Origin of the sequence: Escherichia sp. KTE159 (assembly GCF_000408805.1) — a bacterium.
GTDB lineage: Bacteria > Pseudomonadota > Gammaproteobacteria > Enterobacterales > Enterobacteriaceae > Escherichia > Escherichia marmotae.
This window is the reverse complement of the sequence record NZ_KE137295.1, coordinates 425,054-444,393: the sequence shown is the minus strand read 5'-3', so window position 1 is coordinate 444,393 and position 19,340 is coordinate 425,054. Positions and strand designations below refer to the sequence as shown.

The window sequence follows — 19,340 nt, the reverse complement described above, 5'->3', positions numbered from 1 at the left end:
TTCAGACTCCTAACTTCCATGAGAGGGTGCGTAGCAGATCGGCAAAGACACCGGCAGCCGTAACATCATTGCCCGCGCCGTAACCGCGCAAAACCAGCGGCAGCGGCTGATAATAGTGGCTATAGAAGGCTAATGCGTTTTCGCCGTTTTTCACTTTGAACAGCGGATCGTTACCATCCACTTCAGCAATCTTCACGCGGCAGACACCATCTTCATCAATGTTGCCAACATAGCGCAAAACTTTGCCTTCATCACGAGCCTTCGCCACGCGTGCGGCAAAGAGATCGTCAAGCTGTGACAGGTTCGCCATAAAAGCCGCAACATCACCCTCAGCGTTAAACCCGGCTGGCAGCACAGGTTCGATTTCAATATCCGCCAGTTCCAGTTCACGCCCGGTTTCACGGGCGAGAATCAACAGCTTACGCGCCACATCCATACCGGACAGGTCATCTCGCGGATCCGGTTCGGTATAACCCATTTCCCGCGCCAGCGTGGTCGCTTCAGAGAAGCTCATACCTTCATCTAACTTGCCGAAGATAAACGAGAGCGAGCCAGAAAGAATGCCGGAGAATTTCATCAATTCATCGCCAGCGCTGAGCAAGTTTTGCAGGTTCTCAATAACCGGCAGTCCCGCACCGACATTGGTGTCGTAGAGGAATTTACGCCGTGATTTTTCCGCCGCGTAACGCAACTGATGGTAGTAATCCATCGACGAGGTGTTGGCCTTTTTATTCGGCGTCACCACGTGGAAACCTTCACGCAGGAAGTCGGCATATTGATCCGCCACCGCCTGGCTGGAGGTGCAGTCGACAATCACCGGGTTCAACAGATGATATTCTTTCACCAGGCGAATTAAACGCCCGAGATTAAACGGCTCTTTGGCTTGCGCCAGTTCTTCCTGCCAGTTTTCCAGGTTAAGGCCATGCACATTGGTCAGCAACGCCTTCGAGTTGGCAACGCCGCAGACACGTAAGTCGATATGTTTGTTCTTCAGCCAGCTTTGCTGACGCTTCAGTTGCTCCAGCAGCGCACCGCCAACGCCACCGACGCCAATCACAAAGACTTCGATAACCTGATCGGTATTGAACAGCATCTGGTGGGTTACACGCACCCCCGTCGTCGCGTCATCGTTATTTACCACCACGGAGATTGAGCGTTCAGAAGACCCCTGGGCAATGGCGACAATATTGATATTGGCTCGAGCCAGCGCGGCAAAGAATTTCGCTGAGATCCCGCGCAAAGTGCGCATACCATCACCCACCACCGAAATTATTGCCAGTCGTTCAGTGACCGCCAGCGGCTCCAGTAAACCTTCTTTTAGTTCAAGGTAGAACTCTTCCTGCATCGCCCGTTCAGCGCGTGCACAGTCGCTTTGTGGAACGCAGAAACTGATACTGTATTCGGAAGACGATTGGGTAATCAGCACCACCGAAATTCTGGCACGTGACATTGCAGCAAACACACGCGCCGCCATGCCAACCATCCCCTTCATTCCTGGACCGGAAACGCTGAACATCGCCATATTATTCAGATTGGAAATCCCTTTTACCGGTAGTTCGTCTTCGTCACGGCTGGCGCCAATAAGCGTACCGGGCGCTTGTGGGTTTCCGGTGTTTTTAATCAGGCAAGGGATCTGGAACTGGGCGATAGGGGTAATGGTGCGAGGATGAAGAACTTTAGCGCCGAAGTAAGAAAGCTCCATCGCTTCCTGATAGGACATCGACTTCAACAACCTCGCATCGGGCACCTGACGCGGGTCGCAGGTATAAACACCGTCAACGTCCGTCCAGATCTCGCAGCAATCGGCGCGTAAACAAGCAGCCAGTACCGCAGCGGAGTAGTCGGAACCATTGCGCCCCAGCACCACCAGTTCGCCTTTTTCATTACCGGCGGTGAAACCAGCCATCAGCACCATGTGGTCAGCCGGAATGCGGCTTGCAGCAATACGGCGGGTAGATTCGGCAATATCGACGGTAGATTCGAGGTAATGACCGACTGCCAGCAGTTTTTCGACCGGATCGATAACGGTAACGTTGTGACCGCGCGCTTCCAGTACACCGGCCATAATAGCGATCGACATTTTTTCACCACGGCAGATAAGCGCAGCGTTGATGCTGTCCGGACATTGTCCCAGCAGGCTAATACCGTGCAGGACATGCTTAATTTGGGCAAATTCTTGATCGACAAACGTTTTCAGTTGCGCCAGCGGGAATCCCGGCTGGGCGGCGGCGAGTCCAGTCAGAAGTTCGGCAAAAATACGTTCGGCATCGCTGATATTGGGTAAAGCATCCTGGCCGCTAATGGTTTTTTCAATCATCGCCACCAGATGGTTGGTAATTTTGGCGGGGGCAGAGAGGACGGTAGCCACCTGCCCCTGCCTGGCATTGCTCTCCAGAATATCGGCAACCCGCAGAAAACGTTCTGCATTTGCCACTGATGTACCGCCGAACTTCAACACTCGCATGGTTGTTACCTCGTTACCTTTGGTCGAAAAAAAAGCCCGCACTGTCAGGTGCGGGCTTTTTTCTGTGTTTCCTGTACGCGTCAGCCCGCACCGTTACCTGTGGTAATGGTGATGGTGGTGGTAATGGTGGTGCTGATGCGTTTCATGGATGTTGTGTACTCTGTAATTTTTATCTGTCTGTGCGCTATGCCTATATTGGTTAAAGTATTTAGTGACCTAAGTCAATAAAATTTTAATTTACTCACGGAAGGCTACCCGTCCATAAGCTGCTGGCAAGTGCTCTTTTTTTAATCCACACTGAGACATATTTCCCGTTGCAGTCAGAATTAAAACCTAAAGATAACATTCCCTACAGTTTTTTATTTGGTGATATTTTTTTCAATATCATGCAGCAAACGGTGCAACATTGCGGTGTCTCGTTGCTCTAAAAGTCCCAGGCGTTGTTGTAACCAGTCGATCAGTTTTGTGTCATCTGCCACCGCTAACGTCGTTAACAACGACATGACTCGTTCGCGTAAAGCACGCAGTTGATGTTGGTCTGCCGTTGCGTCACTTTTCGTCGGTTGTTGTATTAATGTTGCTAATTGATAGCAATAAACCATCACCGCCTGCCCCAGATTAAGCGAAGGGTAATCTGCCACCATCGGCACGCCAGTAAGAATATCAGCCAGCGCCAGTTCTTCGTTTGTCAGACCGGAATCTTCCCGGCCAAATACCAACGCCACATGATTCATCCACGTCGATTTTTCCTCCAACAACGGCACCAGTTCCACCGGCGTCGCATAGTAATGATATTTCGCCCGGCTACGCGCAGTGGTGGCGACAGTAAAGTCGACATCGTGTAAAGATTCAGCCAGTGTTGGAAAAACTTTAATATTATCAATAATATCACCGGAGCCATGTGCAACCCAGCGGGTGGCGGGCTCCAGATGGGCCTGGCTATCGACAATGCGCAGTTCGCTAAATCCCATTGTTTTCATTGCCCGCGCCGCTGCACCTATATTTTCTGCTCTGGCGGGTGCGACCAGAATAATCGTTATACGCATGTTGCTACTCTTCTTGACCAAATAACCGCGAACAGGGTGATGAATGTCAACTTACTGCGCGGAGAGAATTTACAAAATATTAACGCAAGTCGCAGAAAAAGCCCTTTACTTAGCTTAAAAAAAGCTAAACTATTTCCTGACTGTACTAACCGTTTAATTGTTAAAAAACGCTACATATCTTTCTGTTTACTTAGGATAATTTTATAAAAAATAAATCTCGACAATTGGATTCACCACGTTTATTAGTTGTATGATGCAACTAGTTGGATTATTAAAATAATGTGACGAAAGCTAGCATTTGGATACGATGATTTCATCAAACTGTTAACGTGCTACAATTGAACTTGATATATGTCAACGAAGCGTAGTTTTATTGGGTGTCCGGCACGTCTTAGCCTGTTATGTCGCTGTTAAAATGGTTAGGATGACAGCCGTTTTTGACACTGTCGGGTCCTGAGGGAAAGTACCCACGACCAAGCTAATGATGTTGTTGACGTTGATGGAAAGTGCATCAAGAACGCAATTACGTACTTTAGTCATGTTACGCCGATCATGTTAATTTGCAGCATGTATCAGGCAGGTCAGGGACTTTTGTACTTCCTGTTTCGATTTAGTTGGCAATTTAGGTAGCAAACATGCAGACCCCGCACATTCTTATCGTTGAAGACGAGTTGGTAACACGCAACACGTTGAAAAGTATTTTCGAAGCGGAAGGCTATGATGTTTTCGAAGCGACAGATGGCGCGGAAATGCATCAGATCCTCTCTGAATATGACATCAACCTGGTGATCATGGATATCAATCTGCCGGGTAAGAACGGTCTTCTGTTAGCGCGTGAACTGCGCGAGCAGGCGAATGTTGCGTTGATGTTCCTGACTGGCCGTGACAACGAAGTCGATAAAATTCTCGGCCTCGAAATCGGTGCAGATGACTACATCACCAAACCGTTTAACCCGCGTGAACTGACTATCCGTGCACGCAACCTGCTGTCTCGTACCATGAATCTGGGTACTGTCAGCGAAGAACGCCGTAGCGTTGAAAGCTACAAGTTCAATGGTTGGGAACTGGACATCAACAGCCGTTCGTTGATCGGCCCTGATGGCGAGCAGTACAAACTGCCGCGCAGCGAGTTCCGCGCCATGCTTCACTTCTGTGAAAACCCTGGCAAAATTCAGTCCCGTGCTGAACTGCTGAAGAAAATGACCGGCCGTGAGCTGAAACCACACGACCGTACTGTAGACGTGACGATCCGTCGTATTCGTAAACATTTCGAATCTACGCCGGATACGCCGGAAATCATCGCCACCATTCACGGTGAAGGTTATCGCTTCTGCGGTGATCTGGAAGATTAATCGGCTTTACCACCGTCAAAAAAACGGCGCTTTTTAGCGCCGTTTTTATTAGCCAATATTATTTCCAGATACGTAACTCATCGTCCGTTGTGACTTCTTTACTGATTTTCATTTTCGGCATTGAAAACGCATACCAGTCGATATTGCGAGTCACAAACATCATACCTGCCAGCGCCACCACCAGCACACTCGTCCCCAACAACAGCGCGCTATCGGCAGAATTCAGCAGTCCCCACATCACGCCATCCAGCAACAACAAAGCCAGGGTAAACAACATGCTGTTGCGCCAACCTTTTAATACCGCCTGCAAGTAAACACCGTTCATTAACGCCCCTATCAGGCTGGCGATTATCCAGGCCACGGTAAAACCGGTATGTTCAGAAAACGCCAGCAAGAGTAAATAAAACATCACCAATGACAGCCCCACCAGCAAATATTGCATTGGGTGTAAACGTTGTGCGGTTAGCATTTCAAAAACAAAGAAGGCCATAAAAGTCAGCGCAATGAGCAAAATGGCGTATTTGGTCGCCCGGTCCGTTAATTGATACTGATCGGCTGGCGTAGTGACTGCGACGCTAAACGCCGGGAAATTGTCCCAACGGGTATTATTGCCTGAAGCAAAACGCTCACCGAGGTTATTGGCAAACCAACTACTTTGCCATTGCGCCTGAAAACCGGTCTCGCTGACCTCCCGTTTTGCGGGCAAAAAATCACCTAAAAAACTGGGGTGCGGCCAGTTACTGGTTAAGGTCAATTCGCTATTACGCCCCGTCGGCACCACGGAAAGGCTCCCTGTTCCGCTTAAATTCAGCGCCATATTCAGCTTCAGGTTCTGCTTCAGCCAGTTCCCTTCGGTTAAAGGAATATGCACGCCCTGCCCGCCTTGCTCTAACCCTGTTCCGGGTTCAATGGTCAGCGTCGTTCCGTTAAGTTCAGGTGCTTTCACCACCCCAATACCACGCGCATCACCTACACTAATCACAATAAACGGCTTGCCTAAGGTGATATTGGGCGCGTTGAGTTCGCTAAGACGCGAAACGTCAAAATCGGCTTTTAGCGTTAAATCACTGTGCCAGACCTGACCGGTATAAATGCCTATCTTCCGTTCTTCCACGTTCTGATTGCCATCAACCATCAACGACTCAGGTAACCAGAAATGGATAAAACTTCGTTTCCGCTCCACGGTTTTTTCTTCTTCCTGCACCGTATAAAGCTCAGTTACAGGGATAGCGATGAGCGGCCCGACCAACTTTTGCGACCCACTGGTGCTTTGACGAATTGCATCCTCAACATCACTACGGTAATCGGCACGTTCGACAATCACCTGCCGAATCAACATTAATGGAATTAACAGCAGCAACACGGCACCAAACAAAGTGGCCATTTTCCAGAACAGGGGGGATTTCAACATAGTCTTCTCCTTTGCAATGGCTGCAGTGTATGAAGGCTATGTGGGAAGAATTTGAAGTTATGTGAAGTGCAGGTGAAGTCGGAGCGAGGCCAGCACGCCGCCTTGCGGCACGTTGCGCAGTGTGACTTCACCATTAAGCAAACGGGCAACTTCGCTGACAAACGCCAGTCCCAACCCACTGCTTTTTTGTCCATTCTCGCGCGGCAAAGAGTAAAAGCGTTCAAAAATACGCGACAGCGCGTAGTCAGGAATGCCGCTACCGGTATCCTGCACGTTAAGCGTAACTTGCTCCTGATCCACCTCAGCACTAAGCGTTATACAGCCATGCTCGGGGGTAAAATCGATGGCGTTATCCAGTAAATTCCCCAGCGCCTGTTCCAGCAACGCCGGTTCAGCAACAACGTTAACCTCGATGGGCATAACATTCAGAGTGATATTTTTTTCTGCCAACTGTACGGTGCGCGCTTCGCTGACGCGGAGAAATAATGCCGCCACATCAACCGCAGAAAGAACGACCTCCTGACGATTTTCCAGTCTTGCCTGGCGTAGTAGCGTTTCAACCAGCGCCTGCATTCTCGCGTTTTGTGTCAAAATATTGTCGGTAAAACGGGCTACCACTTCCGGTGGCGGTCCTTCGCGTAAGATTTCCGCCGCGCCACGAATTGCCGCCAACGGACTTTTCAGCTCATGGGTTAACGCGTAGACATACTGCTCAATATAGTTTTTCCCTTCCAGCTTCACGCGCATACTTTCCAACGCCTGCGCTAACTTACGCAACTCGCTACTGCCAAGATCAGGGAGCGGAACGGGTTTATTATCGGTGACGGAATCAGCATAACGGGTGAGTCGGGCAATGGAACGGTTGATCCACCAAACCATTCCGGCACCAATCACCAGTGCAATTCCCAGCAAAATGCCGCTCGCCCATAATATTCGCCGCTCGCTGCGTTTAATCACCGGCGCCATCGCCGCGTTCGGTTTGCCTACGCTCAAAACACCAATAAGCCGCGAGCCGTCCATAATGGGGGCAGCAACATACATCACAGAACTTTCGGGATCGGCGGGATTTTGCAACGTACTGCGCGCGCCATACTGACCGCGCAACGTTAGCCAGACATCATTCCAGCGTGAGTAATCCTGCCCAACGGCTTTATTTGCCGAGTCGAACAAAACTTTGCCCTGTGCATCAGTCATATAAACATGGTATTCGTTGCGCACTTTGTGAATGCCGCCGATATTGGCGCGAAACGGGCGATTTTGTAGTTGGTCAAACGCCTGTGCCAATTGCCCATGCGCAGGATCGCCAGAGAGCAAATCAGGGCGCGCCAGCTCCGCCAGCAACGTTGCGGTGTCGATCAACGTCCCTTCCGTCGCCCTTCGCACGCCCGGTTTAACTTCTTTGACAAAAATAGCCAGCACGAACCAGGCAGCCACTGCTACCAGTAAAAAATAGCCCAGTAACAGTCGCATGCCGATGCGCATTACAGACTCCTCAGGCTGTATCCCATGCCGCGGTGGGTATTAATCGGTGAAAGCTCGGGATTGATGCAGCGCAGCTTGGCACGCAGCGTTTTAATGTGGGTATCGACGGTGCGATCGTAAGTGTCCTGCGCGTCTTCCCAGACACTATCCATCAATTGCTGGCGTGACCAGACGCGGCCTGGCGACTTGAGTAACGTTTTCAGCAATAAAAACTCGTATCGCGTCAGCGTTAATGGCGTGTCAAACCAGCTTATCTGCGCCGCAGGTTCATTCAGTTCAAAATGACCAATACGGATGACGGGAGGCGGCGTAGAAAATTTCTTCACCCGACGCAGCAAGGTGCGCACTCTGGCGCACACTTCGCGAGGTGAAAACGGTTTAGCCACGTAGTCGTCAGCACCAATTTCCAGCCCAAGCAGACGATCGACCTCTTCACTACGGGCCGTCAGGAACAGCACAGGCAACGCCGGATGGATCGCCAGCAACTGGCGGCATAATTCAAAGCCGCTGATATCAGGCAGACCAACATCGAGAATAATAACGTCGGGAACCCGCTGGCGCGCTTTATCGAGCACCGGCAAGCCCCGCTCAAAAACGTCGACGGCAAAACCTTCCTGCTGCAACATGTAGACCAGCGTGTCGGCTATCCCTTGCTCGTCTTCTACTAACCAGACCGTTTCCCGTTGCATAAATCGCCTCTGTTATTGTCGCCACGGCATGACAGGGACGGCGCTGATGGCATTTTTCGGTGAACCATCGACAACTTTGTCGGAGTAAGCCAGATAGGCGAGCGCATTGCGTTTGGCATCATAGAAGCGCACGACCTGTAACGACTTAAAGACCAGCGATGTACGTTTCTTGAATACCACTTCGCCCTGGGCTTTGCCGTTTTTAATGCGTTCTGACAGTTCAATCGGTCCGACTTGCTGGCAGGAAATAGCCGCGTCGGAAGTATCTTCCGCCAGCCCCAATCCGCCTTTAATACCGCCCGTTTTCGCCCGGCTCACATAGCAGGTGACATTTTTTACATCGGGATCGTCGAAGGCTTCTACGACAATTTTGTGATCCGGGCCGATCATTTTAAATACGGTATCAACCGAACCAATTTCTTCCGCATGTGCCAACGGCCCCAGCATTATCAGGCTTAAAGATAGGATCAAATGCTTGTATTTCATATTGTTACCATTTTTATAAGTTACATTAAGCAATTAGTTCGTCACGGTAAATAACATATTGATTAAGAACAAAATCTCAATACTTTTATTCCCGTAAAGACCTGAAACATACTCTACTAAGAAAAAAACACTGAATGCTAAAACAACAAAAAATGCTATTATCCAATTACCTGATGTCAGGTGCTCGTTGTTGAAAGGATGAGGAAATTTTATGGATCAGGCCGGCATTATTCGCGACCTTTTAATCTGGCTGGAAGGTCATCTGGATCAGCCCCTGTCGCTCGACAATGTAGCGGCGAAAGCAGGTTATTCCAAGTGGCACTTACAGAGAATGTTTAAAGATGTCACTGGCCATGCTATTGGCGCGTATATTCGTGCTCGTCGTTTGTCGAAATCAGCGGTAGCACTACGCCTGACCGCGCGCCCGATTCTGGATATTGCGCTGCAGTACCGCTTCGACTCTCAACAGACATTTACCCGCGCATTTAAAAAGCAATTTGCTCAAACACCTGCGCTGTACCGTCGTTCCCCGGAATGGAGTGCTTTTGGCATTCGCCCACCGCTACGTCTGGGTGAATTCACTATGCCAGAACACAAATTTGTCACCCTGGAAGATACGCCGCTGATTGGTGTTACCCAGAGCTACTCCTGCTCGCTGGAGCAAATCTCTGATTTCCGCCACGAAATGCGCTACCAGTTCTGGCATGATTTTCTCGGCAACTCGCCTTCTATTCCGCCAGTACTTTACGGTCTGAATGAAACGCGCCCAAGCCAGGATAAAGACGATGAACAAGAGGTGTTCTACACCACTGCGTTAGCCCAGGATCAGGCTGACGGCTATGTATTAACCGGGCATCCAGTGATGTTGCAAGGCGGCGAATATGTGATGTTTACCTACGAAGGTCTGGGAACAGGCGTGCAGGAGTTTATCCTGACGGTATACGGAACATGCATGCCAATGCTCAACCTGACACGCCGTAAAGGTCAGGATATTGAGCGATACTACCCGGCAGAAGATGCCAAAGCGGGAGATCGCCCAATTAATCTGCGCTGCGAACTGCTGATTCCAGTGCGTCGTTAACGCTGTAACTCATCTAATGCAGGGGCGTCCAGATGCGAGATGTCCCCTGCAGTTTCAACAACCCAGCCAGACGCCAGCCACAGGCTTTCCTGATAATCCACGCGCGAAATAGAACAGTTACGCAGGCGTAAACGGCGTTCTGCCCACGCCGGTAAGCCCAGAATGGTACTCACCAGACACCCCAGCGCGATACCGTGACTCACCAGCAGCGGTCGACTTCCCTGCGGTAAATCCCGACAAGATTCCAGTGCGGCATTGACGCGATCGCTCAGTTCCTGCATTGACTCGCCTTCAGGAATACGCCCGTCAACGGTGCCATTCACTAACTGGCGACGCCAGTTCTCTTCTTCTTCGGTCAGAGAATCAATATGTCTTTTTTCCAGCACCCCCATATTTAACTCACGCAGGCGGGGATCAAGGATGATGTCACAACCGCAAGCCTGGGCGATGATTTCCGCTGTACGCCGGGTGCGACCTAAATCGCTACTGATAATGTGGGTGATGCCAAGTTCTTTGGCACGGTTCGCCACCTGCATTGCCTGTTGCTCACCTTTTGCGGTTAGCGGGCTGTCAGACTGGCCCTGAATACGCCGCTCGGCGTTCCACTGCGTTTCGCCGTGGCGGACAAGGTATACCTGTAACATGCTTTTTTTCCGTATACTGCTTTAACGTTAATTTTTTGAGTAATCCTGATTATGCACCATGTTGTCTGTGCGACCACTAACCCCGCTAAGATTCAGGCCATTTTGCAGGCATTTCACGAGATCTTCGACGAAGGATCCTGCCATATTGAATCCGTTGTCGTCGAGAGCGGCGTACCGGAACAGCCTTTTGGTAGTGAGGAAACGCGCGCTGGCGCACGAAATCGGGTAGCAAATGCCCGCCGTTTACGTCCAGAGGCTGATTTTTGGGTGGCCATTGAAGCGGGTATAGATGGTGACAGCACCTTCAGTTGGGTGGTAATTGAAAACGCCAGCCAGCGTGGTGAAGCACGTTCGGCAACCTTGCCGTTGCCTGAGGTGATTCTGGAAAAAGTGCGTGAGGGCGAGGCGCTTGGGCCAGTAATGTCGCGCTATACCGGCATTGATGAGATTGGTCGTAAAGAAGGGGCGATCGGCGTGTTTACCGCCGGGAAACTCACCCGCGCCAGTGTCTATCACCAGGCGGTGATCCTGGCGCTAAGTCCGTTTCATAATGCCGTGTATCAGCCATTGCGGGACGGATAAGGCGTTCACGCCGCATCCGGCATTCGGTGCACGATGCCTGATGCGACGCTGATGCGTCTTATCAGGCCTACAAAATCAATCGCTTTTCAGCAACACGCCTTCCAGCCACTGACGTAGCTCGACGGGTGCCGCTTTCAGGCTGTTAGATCCACGCGTAATCGTCGCGATGCCCGCACCGAGTTCATTTTTTAACTCGCGCTGACTCATTTCACCGCGCAATAACTCTTCGACAATACGCACACGAGTCCCTAACGCTTCGCGCTCATCCGGCGTCAGCATCAGGTTTAACAACGGTAAATGGAGATCGTTTTCGTAGGCATTCTTAAGCAGGTCGACAAAACGTAACCACTCCTGGTGACGCTGTTCTGCCATCGCTGCTGAATAGGGTGATTGTTGGGCCATAGTGTGTCGCCATTGTTAGCGGGGGAAGCCTGATGCCTCCCCCGGTTGTACTCGCTAAAGAGTACGATAGCATATCATAAACGTGCAGATCAGTTCAGTAACGACGCCCCCATTCCGTGGCGCTCATCAACGTCGGTTTATCGCCCATGAAATAGCGATAGTACGCGTCATAAGCCAATACGTTCTTCACATAACCACGCGTCTCGGAGAATGGGATACTCTCGACAAATGCCACCGCATCGATACGCCCGGCGCTGTTACCAAGCCAGGTGCGCACCCGCCCCGGCCCGGCGTTGTATGCTGCGGATGAGAAAATACGGTTATTGCCGAACTGTTGATAAACATATTGCAGATAGCTGGTGCCAATGTTGATGTTCGTTTCCGGATCAAGCAATTGTGCCGGGCTGCTGTAACCAGGAATAGAGAACATCTTCACCGTATGAGTCGCCGTACCAGGCATAATCTGCATCAGCCCGCTGGCCCCTACCGGTGATTTCACTTTCGGATTCCAGGCACTCTCCTGACGGGCAATCGCCATTGCATAGCTTTGCGGGATATCTTTGTCGTTAGTGTAACGTGCGAAGAGATCGTTATAGGCCAGTGGGAATCGTTCTTCCAGATGATCCCAAAGTTTCCCGGCAATCGTCGCCTGAACGCTGAGATCCCACCAGTGGTTGTTAAAAGCATAACGCGCCAGTTGCGCTTGCTCTGCTTTCGACTTGCTCTTCACCAGATTGGCCCACTCGCTACGGGCGGTATTATCGAGGTTCCAGTACATCAACTCGCGCACGCGCGCCATTTCCGCCCCCTGAGTCAGGGCGCTATCGACGTTCTGCGGCACTTTATCAATCTTCAGTTGATACTCTTCGCCTATGCGCTGCGCAGCAACCATTGGGTAGAAGCCACGCTGTTGCATGAGTTGATGCAAAATCTCTTTTGCTTCAGCTTCACGCCCACGTTCCAGCAGCAAATCCGCCTGCCAGTAGCGCCATTCATCTTTCTCTTTCGCTTCCATCGGCAAGCGCGCCAGCCATGTATTCAGCCCCGAACGGTCGCCGGTGCCAAGCGCCATCCTTATACGGCGTTCAATCAACGACGTGGATTGCGAACGCATAATTGCATCATCACGCCACTTCGCCTGTTCGTCGGTGACATCGTTGCCCATCAAACGCCAGGCAACGATATCACGTAGCTCCTGAATCTGATCTTCATTAAGCTGTTGTGCCTGGGCAAGTGAAGGGATCATCAGTCGTGCGTTTTCTACATCCTGCCGCGCCACACTGGCAAACGCCACCGCGGCCATCTGACGGGTAAAATCAGTCGCGCCGGTCGTTCGTGCAAAAGTCAGCACCGTATTGGGATTGTTTGCCAGTGAAATAATTGCCGTAGAAATAGTCTGGTAATCGGCGGGCATCTGCCCTGCCAGCACCGTCACCAGGCCGGTATTACCCGCCTTCATCGCCAGGCGGATACGCTCTAAATACGCCCGCGGATCTTGTTTGCCGGACGCGCGCCAGACGCTAAATAACTTGTCACAAGCGTTAGGCTGGCTCTTTCCTGTCAGCCACAGCTCTTTCGCCCCTTGCCAGGCTTCTTCGCTCTGCCCGGTATTCCATTTTGCATAGTAGTAATTACATTGCGCTTCGGTTGTGCCTGGCTTTTCCGGACTAAAAGCTAACAGGCCGCGCCAGTCTTCACGTCGCGCCAGTTCATTGACAAAACGAGATTGCAGCGTGCGAGCCGGAGGAAGCGTGGGGTTAGCGCGAACAAAGTTAGTGACCGTGACCGCCGGTTGATTCATCAGGTCATCGGTAATCTGGCGGTATTCCAGGTAGGGATAAAGAGGATAATCCTTCAGGGATGGCATCATCTGCTCAACCACATCCATTTGTCGATTATCCCAGGCCTGCTTGATTTGCGCGTAGCGGCTACGCTGCTCATCCAGTGAGTCGGCTCGCGCCACGCTGCTGACCGTCAGCAGACAGACACCGGCAGCCAACAGCCGCCAGGTAACGTGTTTGGCTTTTTCCACAAGCGCTTCCTCTAAGTGTAAATACATCAATGCAGCGTCATGCCGCGTAATAGATTTATGCTAACCAGTCATTGCCGTTTCCGCCACGTTATGGACACTTTTTTACTTTTACTGCGAGGGTGATCGACCGGCTGGGATTAGGCAGGGAAACAGGCTACACTTCGCCTTTGAAAACTCATCATCACGATAAACATAGAGGCGAAGTCCAACGTGGCTCAATTCGTTTATACCATGCATCGTGTCGGCAAAGTTGTTCCGCCGAAACGTCATATTTTGAAAAACATCTCTCTGAGTTTCTTCCCCGGGGCAAAAATCGGCGTTCTGGGTCTGAACGGCGCGGGTAAGTCTACCCTGCTACGCATTATGGCGGGCATTGATAAAGACATCGAAGGTGAAGCGCGTCCACAACCAGATATCAAGATTGGCTATCTGCCGCAGGAACCGCAGCTAAACCCGGAACACACTGTACGTGAGTCCGTTGAAGAAGCGGTTTCCGAAGTAGTTAATGCCCTGAAACGTCTGGACGAAGTGTATGCGCTGTACGCCGATCCAGATGCAGACTTTGACAAGCTGGCCGCAGAGCAAGGTCGTCTGGAAGAGATCATCCAGGCTCACGACGGTCACAACCTGAATGTTCAGTTGGAGCGTGCGGCGGATGCGCTGCGTCTGCCGGACTGGGACGCGAAAATTGCTAACCTCTCCGGTGGTGAGCGTCGTCGCGTAGCGTTGTGCCGCCTGCTGCTGGAAAAACCAGACATGCTGCTGCTCGACGAACCGACCAACCACCTGGATGCGGAATCCGTAGCGTGGCTGGAACGCTTCCTGCATGACTTCGAAGGGACCGTTGTGGCGATTACCCACGACCGTTACTTCCTCGATAACGTCGCGGGCTGGATCCTCGAACTTGACCGCGGTGAAGGTATTCCGTGGGAAGGTAACTACTCCTCCTGGCTGGAGCAAAAAGATCAGCGTCTGGCGCAGGAAGCTTCGCAAGAAGCGGCGCGTCGTAAGTCGATTGAAAAAGAGCTGGAGTGGGTACGTCAGGGCACGAAAGGCCGTCAGTCGAAAGGTAAAGCACGTCTGGCACGCTTTGAAGAGCTGAACAGCACCGAATACCAGAAACGTAACGAAACCAACGAACTGTTTATTCCACCTGGACCACGTCTGGGCGATAAAGTGTTGGAAGTCAGCAATCTGCGTAAATCCTACGGCGATCGCCTGCTGATTGATGATCTGACCTTCTCGATCCCGAAAGGGGCGATCGTCGGGATCATCGGGCCGAACGGCGCGGGTAAATCGACCCTGTTCCGCATGATCTCCGGTCAGGAACAGCCGGACAGCGGCACCATCACTTTAGGTGAAACGGTGAAACTGGCGTCGGTTGATCAGTTCCGTGACTCAATGGATAACAGCAAAACCGTTTGGGAAGAAGTTTCCGGCGGGCTGGATATCATGAAGATCGGTAACACCGAGATGCCAAGCCGCGCCTACGTTGGCCGCTTTAACTTTAAAGGGGTTGATCAGGGTAAACGTGTTGGCGAACTCTCCGGCGGTGAGCGTGGTCGTCTGCATCTGGCGAAGCTGCTGCAGGTTGGCGGCAATATGTTGCTGCTCGACGAACCGACCAACGATCTGGATATCGAAACCCTGCGCGCGCTGGAAAACGCCCTGCTGGAGTTCCCTGGCTGCGCGATGGTTATCTCGCACGACCGTTGGTTCCTCGACCGTATTGCCACGCACATTCTGGATTACCAGGATGAAGGTAAGGTTGAGTTCTTCGAAGGTAACTTTACCGAGTACGAAGAGTACAAGAAACGCACGCTGGGCGCAGACGCGCTGGAGCCGAAGCGTATCAAGTACAAGCGTATTGCGAAGTAATGCGTAAAATGCCGGGTGCGGCGTGAACGCCTTATCCGGCCTACAAACACAGCGATTTCAATACGTTGTGAAACTCCAGGCCTGATAAGACGCGGTAAGCGTCTCATCAGGCATTGGGTCTTATCCCTGCTCCCCCATCATCTCCCGCACCAGCTCCACACAACGCAGGAAACGGCTGTCGTAATCGTCCTCTTCGACCCGCACGAATTCGATATTGTTCTCTTCGAGCATCTCCACCAGCAGGTTCTGGAACTCTTTGCGATCCACCGAACTGCCAAGGCTACGTAAACCATCCGCCACCCACGGGGTGTTATTCTCAAGCAGGATCACCAGATCAAAACGGTATTCATCAATCAGCGCCTGCACGAACGGATGCTCACGCCCTTCGTACTTTTTGCAGAACGCCTGAGTAGTGACAAAATCGGTGTCGATAAACGCCACTTTATTGGCGTATTTCACTGCAAAATCAATATATTGTGCGTGTCCCAGCGCGATTTTATCGTAGTCAGAATACTGTAACGCAATCTCGTCACCGCCAAGATGCGAAAAAACATAATCACGACCAAACTCCCACGCACTGGTGGTGTTGAAAATGTTAGCGAGTTTATTTACCAGAGTGGATTTACCGCTCGACTCGCCACCGAGGATCGCTACAGTACGCACAAAGAACGGCTTCACTTCGGTAGGAATATATTCCCAGTAGCGGAACGGGTTTTCGCGGATCTGCGCACCACTGATACTCATAAAGGTGCGTTTCGGATCGATCAGCACCGTTTCGATCCCCAGATGTTCCATATACTGCGGCGCGTCGGCTTCTTCCGAGGTGTAGATCAGATCCGGCTGAATGCCCTTTTCGGCCATAAACTTTTTGATGCCGTTGCTCCACACATCCCATCCGTGCGGATACGGTTCCATGCCCTCTTCATTGAAGGAATGAATGCGGATATTTTTCTGATATTTAAAAGTCTGCAATAACCAGCGCAGACGATCCGGCACCGTTGGTTGCTGCGACATGGCGCTATCTTCAAACAACGCGCGGTCACGGGTGTCGTCAAACCCCATAATGATATGCAGCTCATCAACCTGACTACAGGCACGCTGGATAAGATAGATATGTCCGGTATGTAGCGGATAAAATTTACCGAATACGACACCGATGGTTTTCTTCTGCCGGGGAAATTCCAGCCCGAGGAAACGGTGCAACGCCTCCAGCTTTTGCGCGCTGGGGCTTTTAATTTTGGCATTCAGTAACTGGCTTAAATACCCTTTGGTCATACCGCTGGCATCGGCCACCTGCTGTAGCGTGCAGCCCTGTTGCTTGATGGCAGTTTTCAGGTAATCAAATGACGACATATCTCCCTCCGTATCTCTCATTATAAGTCGTCGAACACGCTAAGCGCGTCGGAGAGTTTTTTAACGCCAAAAATCTGCATCCCTTCCGGCACTTTTTTCGGTACGTTGGCCGCCGGTACAATCGCCCGCCGAAAGCCGTGTTTCGCCGCTTCTGAAATTCGCTCCTGACCGCTGGGCACCGGGCGGATCTCTCCTGCCAGCCCAACTTCACCAAACACAACCAGATCCTGCGGCAGCGGTCTGTCACGCAGGCTGGAAACCATCGCCAGCAGTAACGCTAAGTCGGCGCTGGTTTCAGTCACCTTCACGCCGCCGACCACGTTTACAAACACATCCTGATCGGCCATTTGCAGACCACCGTGACGGTGCAGCACCGCCAGCAGGATTGCCAGACGGTTTTGTTCCAGCCCCACCGCCACGCGGCGTGGATTCGCCATCATCGAGTGATCGACCAGCGCCTGAATCTCCACCAGCAGCGGACGCGTTCCTTCCCACACAACCATCACTGAACTGCCGGACGTCACTTCATCGCCACGACTTAAGAAGATTGCTGAAGGGTTGCTGACTTCGCGTAGCCCCTGTTCAGTCATCGCGAATACGCCCAGCTCATTTACCGCGCCAAAGCGGTTTTTATGGCTGCGTAAGGTGCGAAAACGGGAATCAGCATCGCCGTCCAGCAGCACCGAACAGTCAATACAGTGTTCCAGCACTTTAGGGCCAGCCAGCGAACCATCTTTGGTTACGTGACCAACCATGACGATTGCCACCCCGCGCGTTTTGGCGAAGCGCGTCAGGTAAGCTGCCGTTTCACGCACCTGCGCCACGCTGCCAGGCGATGACTGTACATCCGCCATATGCATCACCTGGATGGAGTCAATTACCATCAGCTTCGGTTGCTCTTCTTCGGCAATCAGGCAGATCTGCTCGATGCTGGTTTCCGACAACATATTGAGATTGTCAGTCGGCAGGCCAAGGCGATGAGCGCGCATTGCCACCTGTTGCAGCGACTCTTCGCCGGTGACATACAGCGTTTTCATCTGCTGGGCCAGTTTGCACAGCGTTTGCAGCAACAGCGTGGATTTCCCGGCACCTGGGTTACCGCCAATCAGAATGGCGCTTCCCGGCACCACGCCGCCGCCTAATACGCGGTCAAACTCTTTAAATCCGGTTGAAAAACGCGGCAGCTCTTCAAGGCTGATATCGGAGAGTTTCTGGACTTTTGCCACCCCGGCGCTACCGGCATAGCCACTGAGACGCTCGTTACGCGCCACCGTTGGCGACGCAACAAGACGCACCTCGGTGATGGTGTTCCAGGCATGACAGGCACTGCACTGCCCCTGCCAGCGCGGATAATCGGCCCCGCATTCATTACAAACAAAGGCGCGTTTTGGAGCTTTTGCCACGGTGTACCTCGTTAATGCTGTGCCGCCCGCAGGATGACGGGCGGGCAATTACTTCTGATTCAGGCTGCCAGAGAGGATGCAGAACACTCCCATCAGATCAGCGTGACGGATGGTGACTTCCGTCTTTTCATTCACTTTTGGTTTGGCATGGTAGGCAATCCCCAGCCCTGCCGCTTTGATCATCGGCAGGTCGTTGGCACCATCGCCAATCGCCACGGTCTGCGCCAGTGGGATTTCATACTCCTGCGCCAGACGGGTCAGGGTTTTCGCTTTGTACTGTGCATCGACGATGTCACCGATCACATTGCCGGTAAATTTACCGTCCATGATCTCCAGTTCATTGGCTACCACGGCAGTGAGTCGCAGTTTGTCACGCAGATATTCGGCAAAGAAGGTAAAGCCACCGGAGGCAATTGCCACTTTCCAGCCCAGCGTTTCCAGCTTCAGCACCAGTTGCGTTAAGCCTGGCATCAACGGCAGATTTTCCCGTACCTGAAGCAAAATGTTCGCATCAGCGCCTTTCAGCGTCGCCACGCGGCTACGCAGGCTGGCGGTAAAATCGAGTTCTCCGCGCATCGCCCGTTCGGTCACTTCCGCCACCATCTCACCTGTCCCGGCCAGTTTGGCGATCTCATCAATACATTCAATCTGGATGGCTGTAGAGTCCATGTCCATTACCAGCAGCCCCGGCGTACGCAAATGTGGAATTTTCCCCAGTGGCGCGACATCCAGTTGTGCTTCATGGGCCAGGCGCGTAGCACGCGCGGTGAGCGAACCTGCCAGACGAATCACCTGATAATCTTCCACGCACCAGGCGGCAACAATCACCATCGCCGCGCCCAGTTTGCTCTGATACTGGGTCAGTCGTTGTTTATCCAGCCCACGACCATACAGCAGCCAGCCGCTACGACCTGCGTGGTAATCCAGTGGCATCACTTCATCACCACTTAATGAAAGAGGCAGACCTGGCCATAAAGAGACATCTTCAGGCAGGTCGCACCAGGTAATGTTAGGCATTAAGGCTCCTGTAAAATC

At 51.9% G+C, this 19,340-nt stretch carries 18 protein-coding genes and 1 other annotated feature; of the genes, 4 read left to right on the top strand and 14 right to left on the bottom strand.

Going from position 1 to position 19,340, the window contains the following annotated elements; all coding sequences use genetic code 11:
• Position 1 precedes the first annotated feature (1 nt).
• From thrA to yjjY, 4 genes are all read right to left on the bottom strand, one after another.
• A complete protein-coding gene (gene thrA / locus A31E_RS00990) occupies positions 2-2,464 on the bottom strand; it encodes a bifunctional aspartate kinase/homoserine dehydrogenase I (protein ID WP_010378218.1) in 2,463 nt (820 codons plus the stop codon).
• Between the two features lie 25 nt (positions 2,465-2,489).
• Positions 2,490-2,609 (bottom strand) — a sequence feature (Thr leader region).
• Positions 2,545-2,610, bottom strand: coding sequence for a thr operon leader peptide (gene thrL, locus A31E_RS0123405; RefSeq protein WP_001386572.1), 66 nt, complete (start codon positions 2,608-2,610; stop codon positions 2,545-2,547). It overlaps the preceding feature by 65 nt.
• Positions 2,611-2,823: 213 nt before the next feature.
• On the bottom strand, positions 2,824-3,510 hold the full coding sequence (locus A31E_RS00995) for a tRNA/rRNA methyltransferase (RefSeq protein ID WP_001223170.1): 687 nt from the start codon (positions 3,508-3,510) through the stop codon (positions 2,824-2,826).
• A gap of 399 nt (positions 3,511-3,909) precedes the next feature.
• On the bottom strand, positions 3,910-4,050 hold the full coding sequence (gene yjjY, locus A31E_RS0123400) for a YjjY family protein (RefSeq protein WP_001303782.1): 141 nt from the start codon (positions 4,048-4,050) through the stop codon (positions 3,910-3,912).
• A gap of 95 nt (positions 4,051-4,145) precedes the next feature.
• Here yjjY and arcA point away from each other — a divergent pair, with 95 nt between their 5' ends.
• Entirely contained in the window at positions 4,146-4,862 is a 717-nt protein-coding gene (arcA, locus tag A31E_RS01000; RefSeq protein ID WP_001194358.1) for a two-component system response regulator ArcA, read from the top strand.
• Positions 4,863-4,920: 58 nt separating this feature from the next.
• On the opposite strand, the gene creD is transcribed toward arcA, so the two are convergent.
• The 4 genes from creD to creA are packed head-to-tail and all read right to left on the bottom strand — an operon-like array spanning position 4,921 to position 8,930.
• Positions 4,921-6,273 carry a cell envelope integrity protein CreD gene (gene creD / locus A31E_RS01005; RefSeq protein ID WP_016249589.1) on the bottom strand — a complete coding sequence of 451 codons (1,353 nt, stop codon included), beginning with the start codon at positions 6,271-6,273 and terminating at the stop codon, positions 4,921-4,923.
• Between the two features lie 57 nt (positions 6,274-6,330).
• Entirely contained in the window at positions 6,331-7,755 is a 1,425-nt protein-coding gene (gene creC / locus A31E_RS01010) for a two-component system sensor histidine kinase CreC (protein ID WP_016249588.1), read from the bottom strand.
• Positions 7,755-8,444 (bottom strand): two-component system response regulator CreB, encoded by a 690-nt coding sequence (creB, locus tag A31E_RS01015; RefSeq protein ID WP_001188652.1) that lies wholly within the window; start codon positions 8,442-8,444, stop codon positions 7,755-7,757. The genes creC and creB overlap by 1 nt, the downstream gene beginning before the upstream one ends.
• 12 nt (positions 8,445-8,456) lie before the next feature.
• On the bottom strand, positions 8,457-8,930 hold the full coding sequence (creA, locus tag A31E_RS01020) for a protein CreA (protein ID WP_000875488.1): 474 nt from the start codon (positions 8,928-8,930) through the stop codon (positions 8,457-8,459).
• Between the two features lie 211 nt (positions 8,931-9,141).
• Here creA and robA point away from each other — a divergent pair, with 211 nt between their 5' ends.
• A complete protein-coding gene (gene robA / locus A31E_RS01025) occupies positions 9,142-10,011 on the top strand; it encodes an MDR efflux pump AcrAB transcriptional activator RobA (protein ID WP_000371670.1) in 870 nt (289 codons plus the stop codon).
• Here the strand turns inward: robA and gpmB are convergent.
• The gene (gene gpmB / locus A31E_RS01030) at positions 10,008-10,655 is read right to left on the bottom strand and encodes a 2,3-diphosphoglycerate-dependent phosphoglycerate mutase GpmB (protein WP_016249587.1); all 648 of its coding nucleotides are present in this window, start codon (positions 10,653-10,655) and stop codon (positions 10,008-10,010) included. The two genes, robA and gpmB, sit on opposite strands and share 4 nt — an antisense overlap.
• Positions 10,656-10,706: 51 nt before the next feature.
• On the opposite strand from gpmB, the gene yjjX reads away from it, so the two are divergent.
• Positions 10,707-11,237: an inosine/xanthosine triphosphatase gene (gene yjjX, locus A31E_RS01035; RefSeq protein ID WP_016249586.1), complete on the top strand. Its 531-nt coding sequence runs from the start codon at positions 10,707-10,709 to the stop codon at positions 11,235-11,237.
• A 75-nt stretch (positions 11,238-11,312) separates the two neighbouring features.
• Here the strand turns inward: yjjX and trpR are convergent, their stop codons facing one another.
• Both trpR and sltY read right to left on the bottom strand, forming a co-directional pair.
• On the bottom strand, positions 11,313-11,639 hold the full coding sequence (trpR, locus tag A31E_RS01040; protein WP_000068671.1) for a trp operon repressor: 327 nt from the start codon (positions 11,637-11,639) through the stop codon (positions 11,313-11,315).
• Positions 11,640-11,733: 94 nt separating this feature from the next.
• Positions 11,734-13,671 (bottom strand): murein transglycosylase, encoded by a 1,938-nt coding sequence (sltY, locus tag A31E_RS01045; protein WP_000409422.1) that lies wholly within the window; start codon positions 13,669-13,671, stop codon positions 11,734-11,736.
• 210 nt (positions 13,672-13,881) lie between these two features.
• Between sltY and ettA the strand changes: the two genes are divergently transcribed.
• Entirely contained in the window at positions 13,882-15,549 is a 1,668-nt protein-coding gene (gene ettA, locus A31E_RS01050) for an energy-dependent translational throttle protein EttA (protein WP_000046765.1), read from the top strand.
• A 120-nt stretch (positions 15,550-15,669) separates the two neighbouring features.
• Here ettA and nadR read toward each other — a convergent pair whose 3' ends face one another.
• From nadR to serB, 3 genes are read right to left on the bottom strand one after another with little or no spacing between them, the layout of a single operon-like run.
• Complete coding sequence (nadR, locus tag A31E_RS01055) at positions 15,670-16,902, bottom strand: multifunctional transcriptional regulator/nicotinamide-nucleotide adenylyltransferase/ribosylnicotinamide kinase NadR (protein WP_000093824.1); 1,233 nt, start codon at positions 16,900-16,902, stop codon at positions 15,670-15,672.
• Between the two features lie 20 nt (positions 16,903-16,922).
• The gene (gene radA, locus A31E_RS01060; protein ID WP_016249585.1) at positions 16,923-18,305 is read right to left on the bottom strand and encodes a DNA repair protein RadA; all 1,383 of its coding nucleotides are present in this window, start codon (positions 18,303-18,305) and stop codon (positions 16,923-16,925) included.
• A gap of 48 nt (positions 18,306-18,353) precedes the next feature.
• Positions 18,354-19,322, bottom strand: a complete 969-nt coding sequence (serB, locus tag A31E_RS01065) for a phosphoserine phosphatase (RefSeq protein WP_001132950.1) — start codon at positions 19,320-19,322, stop codon at positions 18,354-18,356.
• Positions 19,323-19,340: the final 18 nt, after the last annotated feature.